Source organism: Methyloversatilis discipulorum (assembly GCF_000385375.1).
GTDB lineage: Bacteria > Pseudomonadota > Gammaproteobacteria > Burkholderiales > Rhodocyclaceae > Methyloversatilis > Methyloversatilis discipulorum_A.
Window position 1 is genome coordinate 1829219 of record NZ_ARVV01000001.1, and the last position, 15672, is coordinate 1844890.

General features: G+C 67.3%; 20 protein-coding genes. 2 read left to right on the forward strand and 18 right to left on the reverse strand.

What is annotated here, in order from left to right:
• Window position 1: 1 nt before the first annotated feature.
• The 17 genes from METRZ18153_RS0108635 to hemP all read right to left on the reverse strand — a co-directional run bounded on the left by METRZ18153_RS0108635 (window position 2) and on the right by hemP (window position 12807).
• Window positions 2-1051, reverse strand: a complete 1050-nt coding sequence (locus METRZ18153_RS0108635; RefSeq protein ID WP_020164359.1) for a FecCD family ABC transporter permease — start codon at window positions 1049-1051, stop codon at window positions 2-4.
• The gene (locus METRZ18153_RS0108640) at window positions 1048-1896 is read right to left on the reverse strand and encodes a heme/hemin ABC transporter substrate-binding protein (protein WP_020164360.1); all 849 of its coding nucleotides are present in this window, start codon (window positions 1894-1896) and stop codon (window positions 1048-1050) included. Before METRZ18153_RS0108640 ends, METRZ18153_RS0108635 begins: the two co-directional genes overlap by 4 nt.
• Complete coding sequence (locus METRZ18153_RS0108645) at window positions 1893-2954, reverse strand: hemin-degrading factor (protein ID WP_020164361.1); 1062 nt, start codon at window positions 2952-2954, stop codon at window positions 1893-1895. The genes METRZ18153_RS0108640 and METRZ18153_RS0108645 overlap by 4 nt, the downstream gene beginning before the upstream one ends.
• 15 nt (window positions 2955-2969) lie before the next feature.
• Window positions 2970-3617, reverse strand: coding sequence for a PEP-CTERM sorting domain-containing protein (locus METRZ18153_RS0108650; RefSeq protein ID WP_020164362.1), 648 nt, complete (start codon window positions 3615-3617; stop codon window positions 2970-2972).
• A 122-nt stretch (window positions 3618-3739) separates the two neighbouring features.
• Window positions 3740-3931 carry a hypothetical protein gene (locus METRZ18153_RS0108655; RefSeq protein ID WP_020164363.1) on the reverse strand — a complete coding sequence of 64 codons (192 nt, stop codon included), beginning with the start codon at window positions 3929-3931 and terminating at the stop codon, window positions 3740-3742.
• Window positions 3932-4127: 196 nt separating this feature from the next.
• On the reverse strand, window positions 4128-4490 hold the full coding sequence (locus METRZ18153_RS0108660; protein WP_232416006.1) for a DUF779 domain-containing protein: 363 nt from the start codon (window positions 4488-4490) through the stop codon (window positions 4128-4130).
• A gap of 428 nt (window positions 4491-4918) precedes the next feature.
• On the reverse strand, window positions 4919-7234 hold the full coding sequence (locus METRZ18153_RS0108665; protein ID WP_020164365.1) for a TonB-dependent receptor domain-containing protein: 2316 nt from the start codon (window positions 7232-7234) through the stop codon (window positions 4919-4921).
• Between the two features lie 78 nt (window positions 7235-7312).
• Complete coding sequence (locus tag METRZ18153_RS0108670; protein ID WP_020164366.1) at window positions 7313-8065, reverse strand: PEP-CTERM sorting domain-containing protein; 753 nt, start codon at window positions 8063-8065, stop codon at window positions 7313-7315.
• A gap of 200 nt (window positions 8066-8265) precedes the next feature.
• Window positions 8266-8880, reverse strand: a complete 615-nt coding sequence (gene rpsD / locus METRZ18153_RS0108675; protein ID WP_019918578.1) for a 30S ribosomal protein S4 — start codon at window positions 8878-8880, stop codon at window positions 8266-8268.
• Window positions 8881-8901: 21 nt separating this feature from the next.
• Window positions 8902-9147 carry a hypothetical protein gene (locus METRZ18153_RS0108680; RefSeq protein ID WP_019918577.1) on the reverse strand — a complete coding sequence of 82 codons (246 nt, stop codon included), beginning with the start codon at window positions 9145-9147 and terminating at the stop codon, window positions 8902-8904.
• A gap of 247 nt (window positions 9148-9394) precedes the next feature.
• Window positions 9395-9814: an ExbD/TolR family protein gene (locus METRZ18153_RS0108685; protein WP_019918576.1), complete on the reverse strand. Its 420-nt coding sequence runs from the start codon at window positions 9812-9814 to the stop codon at window positions 9395-9397.
• 14 nt (window positions 9815-9828) lie between these two features.
• A complete protein-coding gene (locus METRZ18153_RS0108690; protein ID WP_020164367.1) occupies window positions 9829-10599 on the reverse strand; it encodes a MotA/TolQ/ExbB proton channel family protein in 771 nt (256 codons plus the stop codon).
• A 76-nt stretch (window positions 10600-10675) separates the two neighbouring features.
• Window positions 10676-11482: an energy transducer TonB gene (locus METRZ18153_RS0108695; RefSeq protein ID WP_020164368.1), complete on the reverse strand. Its 807-nt coding sequence runs from the start codon at window positions 11480-11482 to the stop codon at window positions 10676-10678.
• A gap of 63 nt (window positions 11483-11545) precedes the next feature.
• On the reverse strand, window positions 11546-11740 hold the full coding sequence (locus METRZ18153_RS0108700) for a hypothetical protein (protein ID WP_020164369.1): 195 nt from the start codon (window positions 11738-11740) through the stop codon (window positions 11546-11548).
• Between the two features lie 86 nt (window positions 11741-11826).
• Entirely contained in the window at window positions 11827-12306 is a 480-nt protein-coding gene (bfr, locus tag METRZ18153_RS0108705) for a bacterioferritin (RefSeq protein ID WP_019918572.1), read from the reverse strand.
• A gap of 95 nt (window positions 12307-12401) precedes the next feature.
• Window positions 12402-12617, reverse strand: a complete 216-nt coding sequence (locus METRZ18153_RS0108710; protein WP_020164370.1) for a (2Fe-2S)-binding protein — start codon at window positions 12615-12617, stop codon at window positions 12402-12404.
• Window positions 12618-12621: 4 nt separating this feature from the next.
• Window positions 12622-12807, reverse strand: coding sequence for a hemin uptake protein HemP (gene hemP, locus METRZ18153_RS20840; RefSeq protein ID WP_157256670.1), 186 nt, complete (start codon window positions 12805-12807; stop codon window positions 12622-12624).
• A 130-nt stretch (window positions 12808-12937) separates the two neighbouring features.
• Here hemP and dmeF point away from each other — a divergent pair, with 130 nt between their 5' ends.
• Entirely contained in the window at window positions 12938-13939 is a 1002-nt protein-coding gene (gene dmeF / locus METRZ18153_RS0108720; RefSeq protein WP_029143648.1) for a CDF family Co(II)/Ni(II) efflux transporter DmeF, read from the forward strand.
• Between the two features lie 27 nt (window positions 13940-13966).
• On the forward strand, window positions 13967-14515 hold the full coding sequence (ppa, locus tag METRZ18153_RS0108725; RefSeq protein WP_020164372.1) for an inorganic diphosphatase: 549 nt from the start codon (window positions 13967-13969) through the stop codon (window positions 14513-14515).
• Here the strand turns inward: ppa and METRZ18153_RS0108730 are convergent.
• A complete protein-coding gene (locus METRZ18153_RS0108730; protein ID WP_020164373.1) occupies window positions 14509-15666 on the reverse strand; it encodes a GNAT family N-acetyltransferase in 1158 nt (385 codons plus the stop codon). The two genes, ppa and METRZ18153_RS0108730, sit on opposite strands and share 7 nt — an antisense overlap.
• Window positions 15667-15672 lie beyond the last annotated feature (6 nt).

The window sequence follows — 15672 nt, forward strand, 5'->3', positions numbered from 1 at the left end:
GTCAGGTGCTTTCGTGTGGCGCGCGACGGCGCAACAGGGCGATGAAGAAGGGGGCGCCGAACAGTGCCGTCAGCACGCCTATCGGCAGTTCGGCCGGTGCCACCCAGGTCCGGGCTGCACTGTCGGCCAGCACGACCAGCGCAGCGCCGGTCAGCGCGCTGGCCGGCAGCAGCCGGGCGTGCGCCGGACCGACCAGACGGCGTGCGAGGTGAGGGGCGATCAACCCGATGAAGCCCAGCGTGCCGGTCAGCGCGGTGGTCGCACCGACCGACAGCGCGATCAGCAGCACGCAGCTGCGGTTCAGGCGCGCGGTGGCAACGCCGAGGTGAGCCGCCTGCGACTCGCCCAGCGCCAGCGCGTCGAGCGGTCCGGCGCGGCGCAGCAGTGCGCACAGGGCCAGCGCGACCGCCAGCGTCGCTGCCACCACGCCAGGCCAGGTCGCGCCGGCGAGACTGCCCAGCGTCCAGAAGGTGAACTGGCGCACCTGCGCATCGCTGCCGATGAACATGAGCAGACCGATGCCGGACATCGCCAGCGCGTTGATGGCGATGCCCGACAGCAGCATCAGCGTGACCGAACTGCGGCCATTGCGGCGCGAGGCCGCGTACACGATGGCGGTGGTCAGTGCGGCGCCGGCAAAGGCGGCCAGCGGCAGCGCCGAACTGGCCAGCCAGCCGCCTGCGCTCATCGCCCGTTCGCCGAGCACGACGACGCAGGCGGCAGCCAGTGCCGCGCCGCTGCTGACGCCGACCAGTCCCGGGTCGGCCAGCGGATTGCGCATCAGGCCCTGCATCGCCGCACCGGCGATACCCAGGCCGGCGCCGGCGATCACGCCGAGCAGCACGCGCGGCAGGCGCAGCGTGCGCACCACCAGTTCGGCTTCGCTGCCGACGTCGGCTCCGAACAGCGCGCCGAGCACCGCCGTTGGCGACAGGCTGACCGCGCCGCTGCCCAGTGCGAGCACGACCACGCAGAACAGCGCCAGCGCAAGCGCCGGCAGTGCCAGCGACGCAGGCGCGCCCCCGGAAAGAGTCAGTGCGCGCGTGTTCACGGCGCGCGCATCCGGCGCGCCAGCTCGCTCACCGCCTGTGGCAGGCGCGGACTGAAGCCCAGCATGCGTAGTGCGTCGAGACTGACCAGCCGACCGGCCCGCGCGGCCGGCAGCGCCGACAGGCCGGGGCGGGCGAGGAAGGCCCTGGTGCCGCCGGCGGCGGCGATGGCCTCGTCGGTCGTCACGATCACGTCGGGCGCCGCGGCCAACGCGGCTTCGAGCGTCAGCGGCCGGTAACCGCGGAAGCGTCCGGCCATCACGTTGACGGCGCCGGCGTAGCCCAGCATCGCGTCGGCCGCCGTGTCGTCGCCGGCCACCATCGGACTGCTGCCGCCGTGGTCGAGGATGAACAGCGCGCGCGGCCGGCCGGGCAGGGCGCCGACCTCGCGTTGCGCGATCTTCCAGTCGTGATCGAAGCGCTCGGCCAGCGTGCGGCCGGCGTCTTCCATCGCCAGCGCGCTGGCCACCATGCGGATCGCGTTGCCGACCTGCGCCGCGCTGTGTTCCGGCGGCAGCTGGATCACCTGCACGCCGGCGCCGCGCAACTGGGTCAGTGCGACCGGCGGGCCGGCGTCGGCGGTGGCTATCAGGTGGGTGGGCCGCATCGACAGCACGCCCTCGGCCGCGAGCGCGCGCTGATAACCGACCTTGGGCAGCGCCTGCGCGGACGCCGGCCAGGTGCTGGTGGTGTCGGTGGCGACGATGCGGTCGGCTGCGCCCAGCGCGTGGACGATTTCGGTCACCGCACCGCCCACCGTGACCAGCCGCTGCGCCGGTGCGGCGGCTGCCGCACCGACGGCGCACAGCAGCGCCGCCAGCGCGCTGCAGAGCAGTCGGCGGCTCATGCCGCCAGGCTGTCGGCGGTGCCGAGCTGGGCCACCAGTGCACGCCAGTCCTCGCGCTCCGGCTTGCCCGGTTTGCGCTCGCCGAAGAACAGCGCGATGGTTTCGCCGGCTGCGTCGAGCAGTTCGACCGAGGTGACGACGCCATCGGCGGTCGGCTTGCGCACGATCCAGGTCTGGTCGACCAGGTCCTGCCGCAGGTGCAGGTTGAAGCCGGGGTCGAGCACGTTGAGCCAGGGGCCCATCACTTCGATCCGGTGCACCGGCCCGGTGTGGATCTGGATCATGCCCGGGTTGCCGACAAAGCACATGACCGATACCCCGTCGGCGGCCGCGACTTCGAGCAGCGAACGCGTCAGTTCGTTGCCGATCCGGTTGGCGTGGCCCTCGGGGGCGATCTGCATGGCCTGGCGACGTGACACCTTGTGCCGGCGCAGCAGCGGGAAGAAGTCGTGCGTGTCCTGCATGCCCAGCCAGTCGCGGCGGAAGGCGACGGCGTCGATGGCGTCGAGCGGCGTTTCGTCGCCGGTGGGCGCGCTGCGCGGGGCGACCTTCTCGCCGGCGCCCTGATCGGTGGCGGCGAACGCTGCGACCAGCCGGTCCCAGGCCGCCAGATCTGTGCCGGCGCGTGAGAACACCTTGTGCACGGCGTCGCCATGCGCGTCATAGAACTGCAGGCTGCGCGACTCGCCGTTCGGACCCTGTTCGGTCACTGCATAACCGTATGCCCAGCGACCGTAGAAGATGCGCAGGTCGATGGCGCTGCCCAGCGCCAGACCGACCTTGGCGTCGCCGGACATCTGCTCGAAGCAGCCGGTCTTTTCATGGACGGCGGCTTCGTTGCGCGTCAGCGCCATCACTTCGCCCAGTTCGGGCATGCGGCGGAACAGTGCGTCGAAGGGCGCGCTCAGGCGCACGGCGTCGCGGCCGACGCCGCTGGCAATCGCCTCGCCCTCGCTGATGCCGAGGGCCGCGGCGGCGTCGCGATTGCGCAGGCGGCGCTCGGCCTTCAGCGCGTGGAAGGTGTGATAGAGGCTTTCCGGATCGGTGTGCGGAGTCATCGCGGTCTCCCGGTATCAGGCGCGACGACGCGACAGGGCGCCGAGCAGGCCGAGACCGGCAGCGAGCGACATCCAGGTCGCCGGTTCCGGCACCGGCTGGGCGAGTACGGCGAGCTGGTCGAGGCTGAGGTGCGCTTCCGAGCTGGTGAAGCTGAACTGCAGCGACAGCGGATCGGTGACCACCCAGGTCCAGTAAGCCTCTTCTTCGCTGCCGCCAAAGCCGCCGAGCGCGGCGCTGTAGCTGACCACCTTGTTCGCGGCGATGCCATTGAGCGTGGCGACAGTGTCGGCCGCCGTGCCCTGGGTCGCGATGCGCAGCCACACATTCCAGGTGCCGCTCTGCGCGACATCGAGATCGACCAGGAAGGAGGCCGCGCCGGCGGCGCTGTACAGGTTGCCGCTGCCGGTCAGGAAGCTGCCGGCGCCCGGGTTGAGCTGACTGACGCTGCCACTGCCAGCAATGTCGGGCGTGGCGTCGGTGCTGAAGCTGTCGAACACATTCCACTCGGCATAGACGCTGCCGCTGGCCCACGGCGTGGCGGCGGAACTGCCGTTGCCGTCATGACCGGCAAGCGGGGTATCCCAGCTGGCGCTGGTGGCGAAGGCGGCGGTGGAGGACAGTGCGCACAGGGCGCCAGCGGACAGCAGAAGGCGGAAAGACATGATGGACCTCGTTCTGAGCCATCCATCCCTTCCCCGCGAAGGCGATCGATCAGGCGGTTTCTGTGAGTTGAAAACCTGCTCCGCGGCCCCGCGCCGCCGGAGTGTGCTGCGTCGCGCTGGCGTCAGCCGGGCGCGAAATCGATGACGTAGCGATACTGCTTGCCGCAGTCGATGATGACTTCCTTCTGGCCGCGCTTGAGCAGGCGGACCTCGACGCTCAGCGAGCCGAAGCCGTCGTGCCGGATCAGATCATCCAGCAGGGCGGACAGGCGCACCTTCAATGCTTCGGTCGGTTCGTTGCCGGAGACGGACATGGATGCTTGCGGTCTGGCCGCGGACGGTCGATTTCTTTAAATGATAATGATTCGCAGTATGCTGTCAAGCCTCAGGCATGACGACCGCGCTGCGCGGCGCAGCGGCGTTGTCGAGCAAGGGAGACGAGATGGACGCAACGGCATGGAGGCCGCCGCCGGTGGAGAGCGGGGCGGCCTTGCGCCGCCCCGTCGCAGATCAGTTGCCGACCTTGCGCAGAACGAAGCGGCTGGCCAGCCCGGTTGCGTCACCGCGCGCTTCCAGCACGTCGAGCAACAGAGCGCCTGAGCCGAGCTGATCGAGCGCCGACGGTGATATCCAGTACTCGCACCCGGCCACCTCGCCCAGCTTGACGTCCTGATCGTCGACCGGCAGCGAGCCGACCGGGCGGCAGCGCGGCTGCAGCACGTCGCCGGTCGCGTCGTGCAGGAACATCAGCGGCCCGTAGCGAGCCGACAGCCGGATGATGAGCATGACGGCATCGACACTGGCCGCCAGCGCGGGAAGTTCGGACGGGTCGGGCATGAGACCGAGGCAGTAGGGGTCGGATGGGTGTGGCATGGTGCGGTCATTCAATGGAGGTGGCGGCCCGTCCGCGGCTGTGCGTCGGCGCGCAGCGCCGCGTTCCGGGCGCGGCGTGCCGGTGCGCAGTCATCGACAGCTGTAGAACGGCCATGCTGGCAGACATCGGGCGTGACTCCTGTGCGGAAAGACAGGATGGGCGGGGCGCCCCTCGCCGGGGCGTCGCGGAAACAGCCCGTCCCAGCAAGAGCCGAGCCAAGTGCGGTGAACGGCGCTGGAGCATGATTAGGAATGGTTTTTTCCCGCGGGGCTAACATTCAAACGCAGTGATGTGTCCAGTTACGGTGCATGGCGGTGTTCATGCGTGCAACGCGTGTTTCATTTGCATGTCATTGATTGGGCGCGGAAATCCAGCACAGAAGCGCATTCTTGCAGCCTCGCACGGTTCCCGACATATGAAATATTGTTCAGAACCTCATCGTCACCGACAGCTTCGCCGTCCGCCCCGGCGCCTGTATGCCGACCGCACCGGCGAAGCCATCCTGCAGGCAGTAGGTTTCGTTGGTCAGGTTGTCGAGATTGAAGCGCAGTTGTGTGTCACGCGTCATCTGCCAGCTGGCGAACAGGTCGTACAGGCGCACGCCGTATTGCGTGCCTATCGTGCCGACGCCCGGTACGACCAGCGTGCCGGGACGCGAGCACACGGTCTCAACCGTGCTGGCAGCCGCCCGGCGGTCAGCGATGTCGCGTATCCGCACGCCGGCTTCGACCCGTCCGTCGAAACCGCGCACGCCGGCACTGACGCTCAGCGTGTCGCCGGGCACGCCATAGAGTGCGTAGTCGGTGCCGGCGACCGCGTTGGTGATGCGGCCGTCGATCTGTGACCAGGACAGCGACGAGAACGCATGCAGTCCGTCGTAACTGATCTCGAGTTCGGTGCCCTTGCGCCGCTCCTTGCCCGGCTGACCGACTTCGCCACCGATGTTACTCAGGGACGTCAGCAGGTGGCGCGTGTGAATGTCGTAGTAGGTGACCCGCGCCTGCCAGCGCCCGTCGCGCGGCGAGGAGGGTTGCGGCATCCAGGCCAGCGTCAGCTCGTGGTTCGACGATTCCTGCGGCCGGTACAGCGCGCCGCAGATCTCGTTGTCGGGGGCGAGGTCGAGTGCAGGATCGTAGGTCTGACCGTAGCCTGAGGGATCGTACAGCGGTTCCGGGTAGAGCACTGGATTGCCGGGCAAGGCCCAACCAGCGCTTTTCGCACAGCGACTGGCGAAACTGCCGCGGGCGAAGTACTCATCGACCAGCGGCGGGCGGAACGCTTCGTGATAGCGCACGGTCGCCGACCAGTCGCTGCGCGGGATGCGCCAGGTGAGCGCCGCCGCCGGCGACAGCTTGACGAAGCGGATGTCGGGCGACTGTCCGGCGGCGATCATGTTGGTGCGTGTCTGACCCTGGGCGCTGACGTGGTAGCGGTCCAGCCGCGCGCCCGGCGTGAAGGTGAAGGCGCCGAGCGTGAAGGCGTTCTCGACGATGATGGCGTCCGACACCTTGTCGCCTGGTGGTTGTGCCTCGTTGAAGCCGTTGGGATACACCTGCTGGTTGGTCAGCGCACGCGAGGTGACGCGCGAAATGTCGCGGCTGTTGCGTATGCCCTGGTAGCCAACGCTGAGCACGCCCTGCAGTTCGCCGATGGCGTAACGCGTGTCATTGAACACTTCGGCGGTCCAGATCGCATAGCGCCAGGCGTCATCGCAGCGGTCGATGCGGAAAGCCGCCGGAAAGGCGGTCGATGGCGATACGCAGATGCGGCTCTGGGTGATGCGATGCACGTCATCCAGGTCGGTCGTTTCATAGGCGAGGGTGCCGCGCAGCGCGATCCATGAATCGGCCGGCGTGTAGTTCATGCGCAGATTGGTGGTGATGTCCTCGATGCTGCGTTCGACCACGCCGAACTGGCCCGCGCTGCCGGCAGTCGCGTCATAGGGTGCGCGCTCGGGGCCGCCGGTGTAGTGGGTCTGACTCAATTCCAGCGTCAGGTCGTCGCTGGCATAGAAGGTGGCCTTGGCGAAACGGCTTTCCGAGTGGACCGCGGTCAGGTCGAGCCGGCTGCGGTCGGGCAGGCGGATATCGTCGGAGTCGCGCCGGGCGATCGAGGCGACCAGATCGAGATAGCCGTTCGGCCGACCATATACCGTCACCATGCGCAGCCGCTCGTTGCTGTTCGCGTTGTAGCCGTACTTGATCTGGCCGCCGAAGCGCTCTCCTGGCCGCAGGTAGTCGGCGGCGGATTTGGTGGTGGCCGAGATGGTGCCGCCGAGCGCACCGGAGCCGGATTTCAGCGACGGCCCGCGCTCGATCTCGATGGCCTTCAGCAGTTCGGGTTCGATGAATACGCCGCTGCCGAAGCGGTACTTCTCGAAGCCTTTCACCGCGCCGTCGATCTTGAACAGCACGTCCTCGTTGTCGGAGAAGCCGCGCAGATTGAATTTCATGCCGCTCGCGCGCGGACCGCCGTCAACGGCGACACCCGGTACGTCCTTCAGCAGGTCGAATATCGTGCCGGCCTGGCGGCGTTCGATCGCTTCCGGGCCTATCGTCGTGACCGGCCGATCGGGGCTCAGTTCGACGGCGGGCGGACGGATGTCCTCGCGTGAGTCGCGCACCTCGACTTCCGGCAGCGTAACGACGTCCTCCTCGGACAGCGCATCGTCCTGCGCCGTGCACGCGAGCGGCCACATCAGCGCCAGCAGCAGCTGCGGACGCAGGGGAATTCGGTGTTTCAAGATGTCGAGACAGTCTGGATGGGCGAACGCAAGCGGGCGGCACCCCCGAGGGCACCGCCCGCATGCGGCGAAACGGACTCAGTGCTGACGCGTACGCCGGCGGGCGACCAGCGTGATCACCGCCATGCCGCCGAGCAGCAATGCGGCGGTCTGCGGTTCCGGCACCGGTGCGGCCACCAGCTGGTCTACCTGGAAGGCGAGCGACTGCGCGTGGTTGTCGGTGGCGAAGGTGATGCGGAAGCTGTCTACCGGCACGGTGACGCCGAGGCTGGCCAGGTTCCAGGTGAAGGTGAGGTGGTTCGGATTGTTCGGGTCGGAGGCGACGAATTCACCGGTGAAGAAGTCGGTGTAGCCCAGGTTCTCGCTCGCCTGCGAGCTGGAGAGCAGGAACTGCTCGCCGCCGTTGAAGCTGAGGCGCGGCAGGTTGTTCGCCGCCAGCACGCCGTAGATGCCGTTGCTGCCAGTGCTCACGTTGATATAGGTCTGGAACACGATGCTGGTCAGGCCGTCGACCGCATCGCCGACCACCATTTCGAAGGTCGAGCCGTTGCCGGCGAACTGGTACAGGCCGGAGGAGGCCGGATAGGCGCCGCCGGAGGTGCGCCGGAGGATGGCGCCGCCTTCTGTCTCGCTGTTCGACGCGATGCCGGCGGCCAGCTGCGTGGCGGTGATGCGGGCTGCGGTCAGGTTATTGAAGCCGTCGGTAGCGACCGAATCCTCGATGTCGTCGAAGGCGCTGTGGGTCGTGCTGGCGTAGGCGGAACCGGCGAGTGCGAAGCAGGCGGCCGCGAGCAGCGGCGTCGCGAACGGACGCAGGCGATGATGGATCATGGGTGACCTCTCTCGATGAACGGACGATGGGGTGCGCGGCCTGAAAACAGGCCTCGCGTACAGGACGCCACATCGCGAGAGGGGCGCCGGGGGATATGCGGGCAGGTCATGAATGCTCCGTGCGTTGCATGACTGGCTGGCCGCGACCGCCGGCTGGCTGGCAGTTGTGCCGGCCCGAAGGCCGGCAGGGAATCCGCGCGTCAGACGCGCAGGGCGTAGAACTCGACCACCTTCTGTGCTTCGAACGCGAAAGGCGTGGCGTCACCCGGAGGCAGGTGGGCCAGACGCAGGCTCAGCGCCGATTCGTCGAAGGCGATCCATTCGGCACGTTCCAGCGCCGGCGTCTGCAGCGCATCGACCACGCTCTGCACCTTGCGGCCCTTGTCGGTCAGCGTGATGGTGTCGCCGACGCGCACACGGATCGACGGGATGTTCACGCGCCGGCCGTTGAGCAGCACGTGACGGTGGCGGACCAGCTGGCGCGCCGCCGGAATGGTTGGCGCCAGACCGCCGCGGAACACGATGTTGTCGAGCCGGCGTTCCAGCAGTTCGACCAGCTTCTCGCCGGTCGGTAGCTTGGAGCGCTCGGCCTCCTTGAACACGGCGCGCAACTGGGTTTCGGTCAGGCCATAGTTGTAGCGCAGCTTCTGCTTTTCCATCAGCTGGGCGCCGAACTCCGACTTGCGGCGGTTCGGGCGATTGCCGTGCTGGCCCGGAGGCGCAGTGCGGTTTTCGGCCGTCTTGCGGGTGAGGCCGGGGAGGTCGGTGCCGAGTGCGCGCAGCACGCGCAGGCGGGGGCCGGTGTAGCGGGACATGGATGCTCCGGGGCAGGGGTTTCAGTGCGCGGCACGCACGGCCAGGTCACCGACCGTGTGCAGCGTCCAGCGGTTGATCAGGGCGCCGCAGACCTCGCGCATCAGCGGGTCGGCACGTTCGTCGTCGGCCACCACTTCGAGATGGCGGATCACCATCTGCGCCACTTCCGGGCAGGGCCGTTCGGCGAAGCGGGTCATCACGAACAGCGTGGCGGCGGCGAGCGTGCTCGGGCTGGCTTCGCCGGCGTGCTGGTGTTCCGGGGTCATGTTGCATCCTCCGTCTGGGCGGCGCCTGGGCTGCTTGGCGCGGGTGCCGCGGGTGCTGTCGGGGAAGCTGGCGGTGTCTGCGGGGACCTGCTGTGCAGACGGTGGCTGGCGCGCGTTCTCTTTTTGGATGAGAACGATTCGCATTACATCATCGGCGCGGAAGGCTGTCAAGCATCGTCCACGGACAGATGCAAAGAAAAACGGCCACCCCGCAGGGTGGCCGTTTCGTCGTGCGGACGCCGCCGATCTACTTTGCCGCCGACGGATCGGTGACGAAACCGATGCGGGTGAGGCCGAGGCGGGCAGCCTCGCTCATCACGTGCGCCACCGAACGGTAGGGCACGTTCTGGTCGGCGCGCAGCTGGATCTCGGCGTTCTTGTCCTTCGCTGCTGCCTCCTGCAGCTTGGCTTTCAGCGTATCGGTGTCGATCTTCTCGCCGGCCCAGTACAGCTGTTCGTCGGGGCCGATGGCGATCTGGATGTTTTCCGGCGGCAGCGTGTTGGCGCTGGTCGATTCCTTGGGCAGGTCGACCTTGACCGCATGCGTCAGCAGCGGGGCCGTCACCATGAAGATGATGAGCAGCACCAGCATGACGTCGATCAGCGGAATCATGTTGATTTCCGCCATCGGCCCGTCGTCGTCCTGCTCGAAACTTGCAAATGCCATGTCCGGGCTCCCGATCAGTGCGCGTTGCGCGCGGCTTCGCGGCCGCGTTCGACCAGCGACAGCACGCGGTCACCGGTGGCCTTCGGGTCGTTCGAGCCGCTGTCCTTGACGCCGGTCGACAGCATCACGAACACGTCGTGCGCGAAGCTGTTCAGCTCGGCCATCACGTTGCGCGTCGAACGGGCAAAGAAGTTGAACGCAAGTGCTGCCGGGATGGCGGTTGCCAGACCGATGGCGGTCATGATCAGCGCCTCGCCGACCGGGCCCGCCACCTTGTCCAGCGTGCCCTGACCCGACATGCCGATGGCCAGCAGTGCGTGGTAGATGCCCCAGACGGTGCCGAGCAGACCGATGAACGGGGCGCTGGAGGCAACCGAGGCGAGGAAGGTCTGGCCGTATTCCATGCGGCTGCGATCGCGTTCGATCGAGCGCTTCAGCGCGCGGGTCAGGAACTCGTCGGCGCTGCCGGTGGCGATCAGGCCGCGCGTGCCGGCGTTGCCGCTGCGCAGGGTTTCGACCGCGCTGAAACCTTCGTGCACCAGGTGCGAGAACGGGTCGGTCACGCCATGCGAACGCATGTCGCGCGCCACGTCTTCCAGCGACGAGGCGTTCCAGAAGCGGTCGAGGAAGGTGCCGCTGGCGCGGCGCTGGCGGAAGGCCACGATGCCCTTGAGCACGATGAGGAACCAGGTACCGATGGAGGCCAGCACCATCAGCACGAGGATGGTGGTTGCGACACCGTCTGCATTCGACAGAAAGTGCGCAAAGCCGAGGGACTCATTCATTCAAATTTCTCCTGATGGAAGCCTGATGCAAAAGTTGGCCGCCGCGCAGTGTACGCCTGACGCGGACGGGAACAAATCACGAGTTGAGACCGAAGTCGATCGGTACAAATGCCTGGCCGCCGCTGATTGCCTCGTCACCACGGCGAGCCGGAACGAATTTCCATTTGCGCACGGCTTCGAGTGCGGCGTCATCCAGCCGCGAAAACCCACTGGACTTGGAGATTTCGACACTGGTCGGCAGACCATTCGCATCGACCGTCACGCGCAGCATCACACGGCCGGCTTCACCGAGGCGCTTGGACATCGCCGGATAGGCCGGGCGCGGGTTCTGCAGATAGGCAACGTTGAACTTCGGCGGCGTGACCGGCGGCGGCGCGACCACCGGAGCCGCGGTGACCGGCGCCGGTGACGGCTCGCTGACCGGCGGCGCGTCGATGGCGACCGGTTCCGGCGGGGCCGGCGGTTGCGGTGCAACGGTGGCGGTGGTCGGTGCGTCGGCGGCGGCCGCGATCTGCGGCAGCGGCTGTTCCTTGCGCACCGGTTTGACCGGTTTCACTACCGGCTTCGGTTGTTCAGGCTCGACCCGCTTCACCTCCTGCGGAGGTTCCGGCGGCGCCATCGGCAGCGGTTCCGGCGCGATCAGCGTGGCCTGCATGATCATCGGCGGCGCCTCCAGCGCCGTCGGGTTGTGCACGATCCACAGCAGGGCGGCGGCGTGCAGCAGCACCGCGCCGGCGAGCGACATGCCACGCAGCGGAAGACCCGCCGACGGCGTGCCTGAGACAGTCTCGCGGCGCAGTACGCGGCTGGCGGGGCGCGCCAGACCGGCACTCTGGGACTGCACGAAGGAAGCTTCGGATGGAACGAATGCGGCGCTGCTCATCGGGCCGCTCCGACGGAGAGTTGGGGCGTGAAGTCGTACATCGATCGTCGGCGTTCTGTGAGTTCAGGAATGCGGTGTGCCCGCCTGCGCGGGCGCAGGCCGGGCGGATGCTGCGGAGGCGGCCGTGAGCTGGTCGAACAGGCGGGTCGCCGGGAAGGCGGTCAGCAGCCACAGCGCGGCGACACTGAGCAGTGCCGACAGTGCGCTGCGCAGCAGTGGTGTGCGCGGCGTTGCGGGTTCGGCGTGGCGGCTGTTCATGGCGGTTGTACGGACTGCGCCGGGGCGGAACCGACCCGTCGCGGACGGGCCGGCATGGCAGTTCCGTCGGGAAACCGCCGCGTGCGTCAGCTGCCGAGTTCTCCCATTGCGGACTGCGTGTAGTTCTGCAGCCCCATCTTGTCTATCAGGTCCAGCTGGGTTTCCAGCCAGTCGATGTGTTCCTCGGTGTCGGCGAGGATCTTGCGGAACAGGTCGCGCGAAACGTAATCGCCCGCGCTCTCGCTACAGGAGATCGCGTCCTTCAGCGTCGCGTGCGACTGCTGTTCGATCTTCAGATCGGCGCCGAGCATTTCCGGCACGTTCTCGCCGATCAGCAACTTGTGCAGGTCCTGCAGATTGGGCAGGCCTTCCAGCAGCAGGATGCGTTCGATCAGCATGTCCGCATGCTTCATTTCCTCGATCGACTCGTGATACTCGTGGTCGCCGAGCTTGGTCAGGCCCCAGTTCCGGTACATGCGCGCATGCAGGAAGTACTGGTTGATCGCGGTCAGTTCATTGACCAGCTGCTTGTTCAGGTACTGCAGAACCTTCTTGTCGCCTTTCATGAGACTTCTCCTGGTCAGGCGGTGCCACAACGGTGACGCCTGACCGAATTCTAGGCCGTCGCAAGGCGAGTGCGGCGACCTGTTTATGCGAGGTATCAGGCTGCGGCGGCTTCTGCGTGCGCCCGGTGAAGGCGGATCGGCTGCAGTTCGGCGCGGGCGGCGTCAATCACTTCCTTGGCGGCACGCACGCAGCGCCCGCAGTCGCGGCAGCAGCCGAGCTGGCCTGCGATGTCGCGCACGGTGCGGCATCCGGTATGCACTGCGGCCTTGATGTCCCGGTCGGTCACTGGTTCGCACAAGCAGATGTACATGGCTCTATTTGGTCAGGATGAGTTTTCCGTTGCGCGTCAGCCGCAGCGAGTACAGCTCGCCGCCGTGGTTGATCGCGACCTGTTTGCGCCCGCCCAGCAACTGGCTCGAATCGAGCGCAGGCGGCGTCGGAGCCGCGGCGCTCTGCGGTGCCGGTTGCGGTGCCTGCGACGGAGGAGCTGATTGAGTCATTCGCCAATGGGCATAGAAATGAGAATGGTTCGTATTAGTACAGAAGCGAGGGGCGGTGTCAAGCACGGCATGCGCGCTTTCTGCACGTCGAAGTGCAACGATCGGTGACACCCGCACCTACAATCGCGGAATGGACAGAAACGCCCCTGATCACATGCCGGCCGACGCGCCGTTTTGCCCGGTTCATAGCCACGACTTCATCACGCACCCGGAACTGGCCGAACAGGCGGTCGGCCGCGTGCTGTGGCTCAGTGCGCTGGCCATGGTTGCCGAGATCGTCACCGGCTATCTGTCGGGCTCGATGGCCCTGCTGGCCGACGGCTGGCATATGGGAACCCATGTGGCCGCGATGGCGATCAGTGCATTCGCCTACACCTATATGCGCGCTCACCGGGGCAGCGCCCTGTACAGCTTCGGCCCGGGCAAGGTGTCCTACCTCGCCGGCTACTCGTCCAGCCTGCTGCTGGCCGGTGCGGCGCTGTTCATGATCGTCGAGTCGGCTGCGCGACTGCGCGCGCCGCACGCGATCCACTACGACGAAGCGCTGCTGGTGGCGCTGGTCGGTCTCGCGGTCAACCTGATCAGCGCCTGGCTGCTGCACGACAAGGGCGGGCATGCGCACCACGGCCATGCCCACGGTCACGACCACCACGACGATCACGCCCATCATCACGGCGAGCACGACGACCACAATCTGCGCGCCGCCTACCTGCACGTGCTGGCCGATGCGCTCACCTCCATCGCGGCGATCGCCGCGCTGGTGGCCGGCAAGTGGGCCGGCATGGACTGGCTCGATCCGCTGGTTGCAGCGCTGGGTGGACTGCTCATCCTGCGCTGGGCCTGGCATCTGGCGCGGGACAGCGCCACCGTGCTGCTGGACCGCCAGGTCGAGGGCAGCGTGTTCGACGCCGTACTCGCTCATGTCGATGACTGGGGCGGCCGGCCGCTCGACGTCCATCTGTGGCTGCTGGCGCCCGGGCGGCACGCGCTGGCGCTGACCGTGGCCGCCTCGCCGCTGCTCGACGCCGAGGCGCTGCGCGCTCGTCTTGCCGGCGAGAAGACGCTGGCGCACGTGACGCTTGACCTCAGGGTGATCGACGACGCTTCTGGTGCGGCGCAACAATCGCTATAATCGCGGGCTTTTCACAAGGAGCGAGACATGGGTCTGGAACGAGTTCCGTCGGGCAAGGATCTGCCCAACGATTTCAACGTTGTGATCGAAATCCCGATGCATTCGGACCCGGTCAAGTACGAAGTGGACAAGGAGTCGGGCGCCGTCTTCGTCGATCGCTTCATGTCGACCGCCATGCACTACCCGTGCAACTACGGCTACATCCCGCACACCATCGCCGGCGACGGCGACCCGGTCGATGTGCTGGTGATGACCCAGTTTGCGCTGCCGCCGGGCGTGGTCGTGCGTTGCCGTCCGATCGGCATGCTGAAGATGGTTGACGAGGCTGGCGAGGATGCGAAGCTGCTGGCCGTGCCGGTGGACAAGCTGACCCCGATGTACCGCTCGGTGCAGAGCCCGCGCGACCTGCCGCAGATCCTGCTGGACCAGATTTCGCACTTCTTCGAGCACTACAAGGATCTCGAGCCGGGCAAGTTCGTCAAGGTGCAGGGCTGGGCCGACATCGAGGAAGCCAAGAAGGAAATCATGGCCGGCGTCGATCGCTATCAGCAGGCCGAAGACAAGCCGAACTACTGAGTGCTGTCCGTCGCCCCGCCGCGTGTGCGGTAGGGCGTGCGTTCCTCCAGTTCGTCTATGTGCAGTGCGATGCCGGCGCGCTCCCGTTCGAGGTAGCGCGCCACCGCATCGGCAAAGTCCTCGTCGCGCAGCCAGTGCGCCGACCAGGTGCGTACCGGCGTGAAGCCGCGCGCCATCTTGTGCTCGCCCTGGGCACCCCCCTCGAAAGCCTGCAGGCCGCGTTCGATCGCGTATTCGATGCCCTGGTGGTAACAGGCTTCGAAATGCAGGCAGGGCACGTATTCCATCTCCCCCCAGTAGCGCCCGTACAGCCGCTTGTCGTCGCGCAGGTTCAGCGCGCAAGCGATGTCCTGTCCGTCACGTGAAGCGATCACCAGCATCAGTGAGTGCGGCGTGCGTTCGCGCAGCAGTTCGAAGAAGCGGGCGTTCAGATAGGGGCGCTGGCCGCGTACGCGGTAGGTGTTGCGATAGCAGGCGACGAACAGGGCCAGTTCCGCGTCGCTGATGTCGGCGCCGTCGATACGCCGCAGCGTGACGCCGGCGTCGCGCACGCGTCGACGCTCCTGACGGATCTTCTTGCGCTTGTCGGCACTCAGCGTGGCAAGGAATTCTTCATGGCTGCCATAGCCGGCGTTGTGCCAGTGAAACTGTACCGACTCGCGCAGCAGCAGCCCCGACGTGTCGATCGCCGCCAGTGACGCGGCGTCCGGAAACAGCAGGTGCGCCGACGACACACCGAGCGCGCGCGCGTGCGCGAGCCAGACGTCGAGCAGCACCGCGCGTGCCGCGGCGTCGCGCGCCAGCAGTCGCGGACCGGGAACCGGGGTGAAGGGTACGGCGCACAGCAGCTTGGGGTAGTACTCGCGTCCGCTGCGCTCCAGCGCCTCGGCCCAGGCCCAGTCGAATACGTACTCGCCGTAGCTGTGCGACTTCAGGTAGCCGGGCAGGGCGGCGACCAGGCGCTCACCGTCGTACAGCGCGAGATGATCCGGCCGCCAGCCGCTCTCGGGCGACACGCAGCCGGACGTCTCGAAAGCGTCGAGCAGCGCGTGCGAAAGCGTGGCGTGACCGCCGGTGAGCGCGTCCCATTGCGCCGCGTCGATGGCTGTCATCGACGCATGCCGTTCGACGCGCAGGCTGTCGCGCTTCATGCCTGC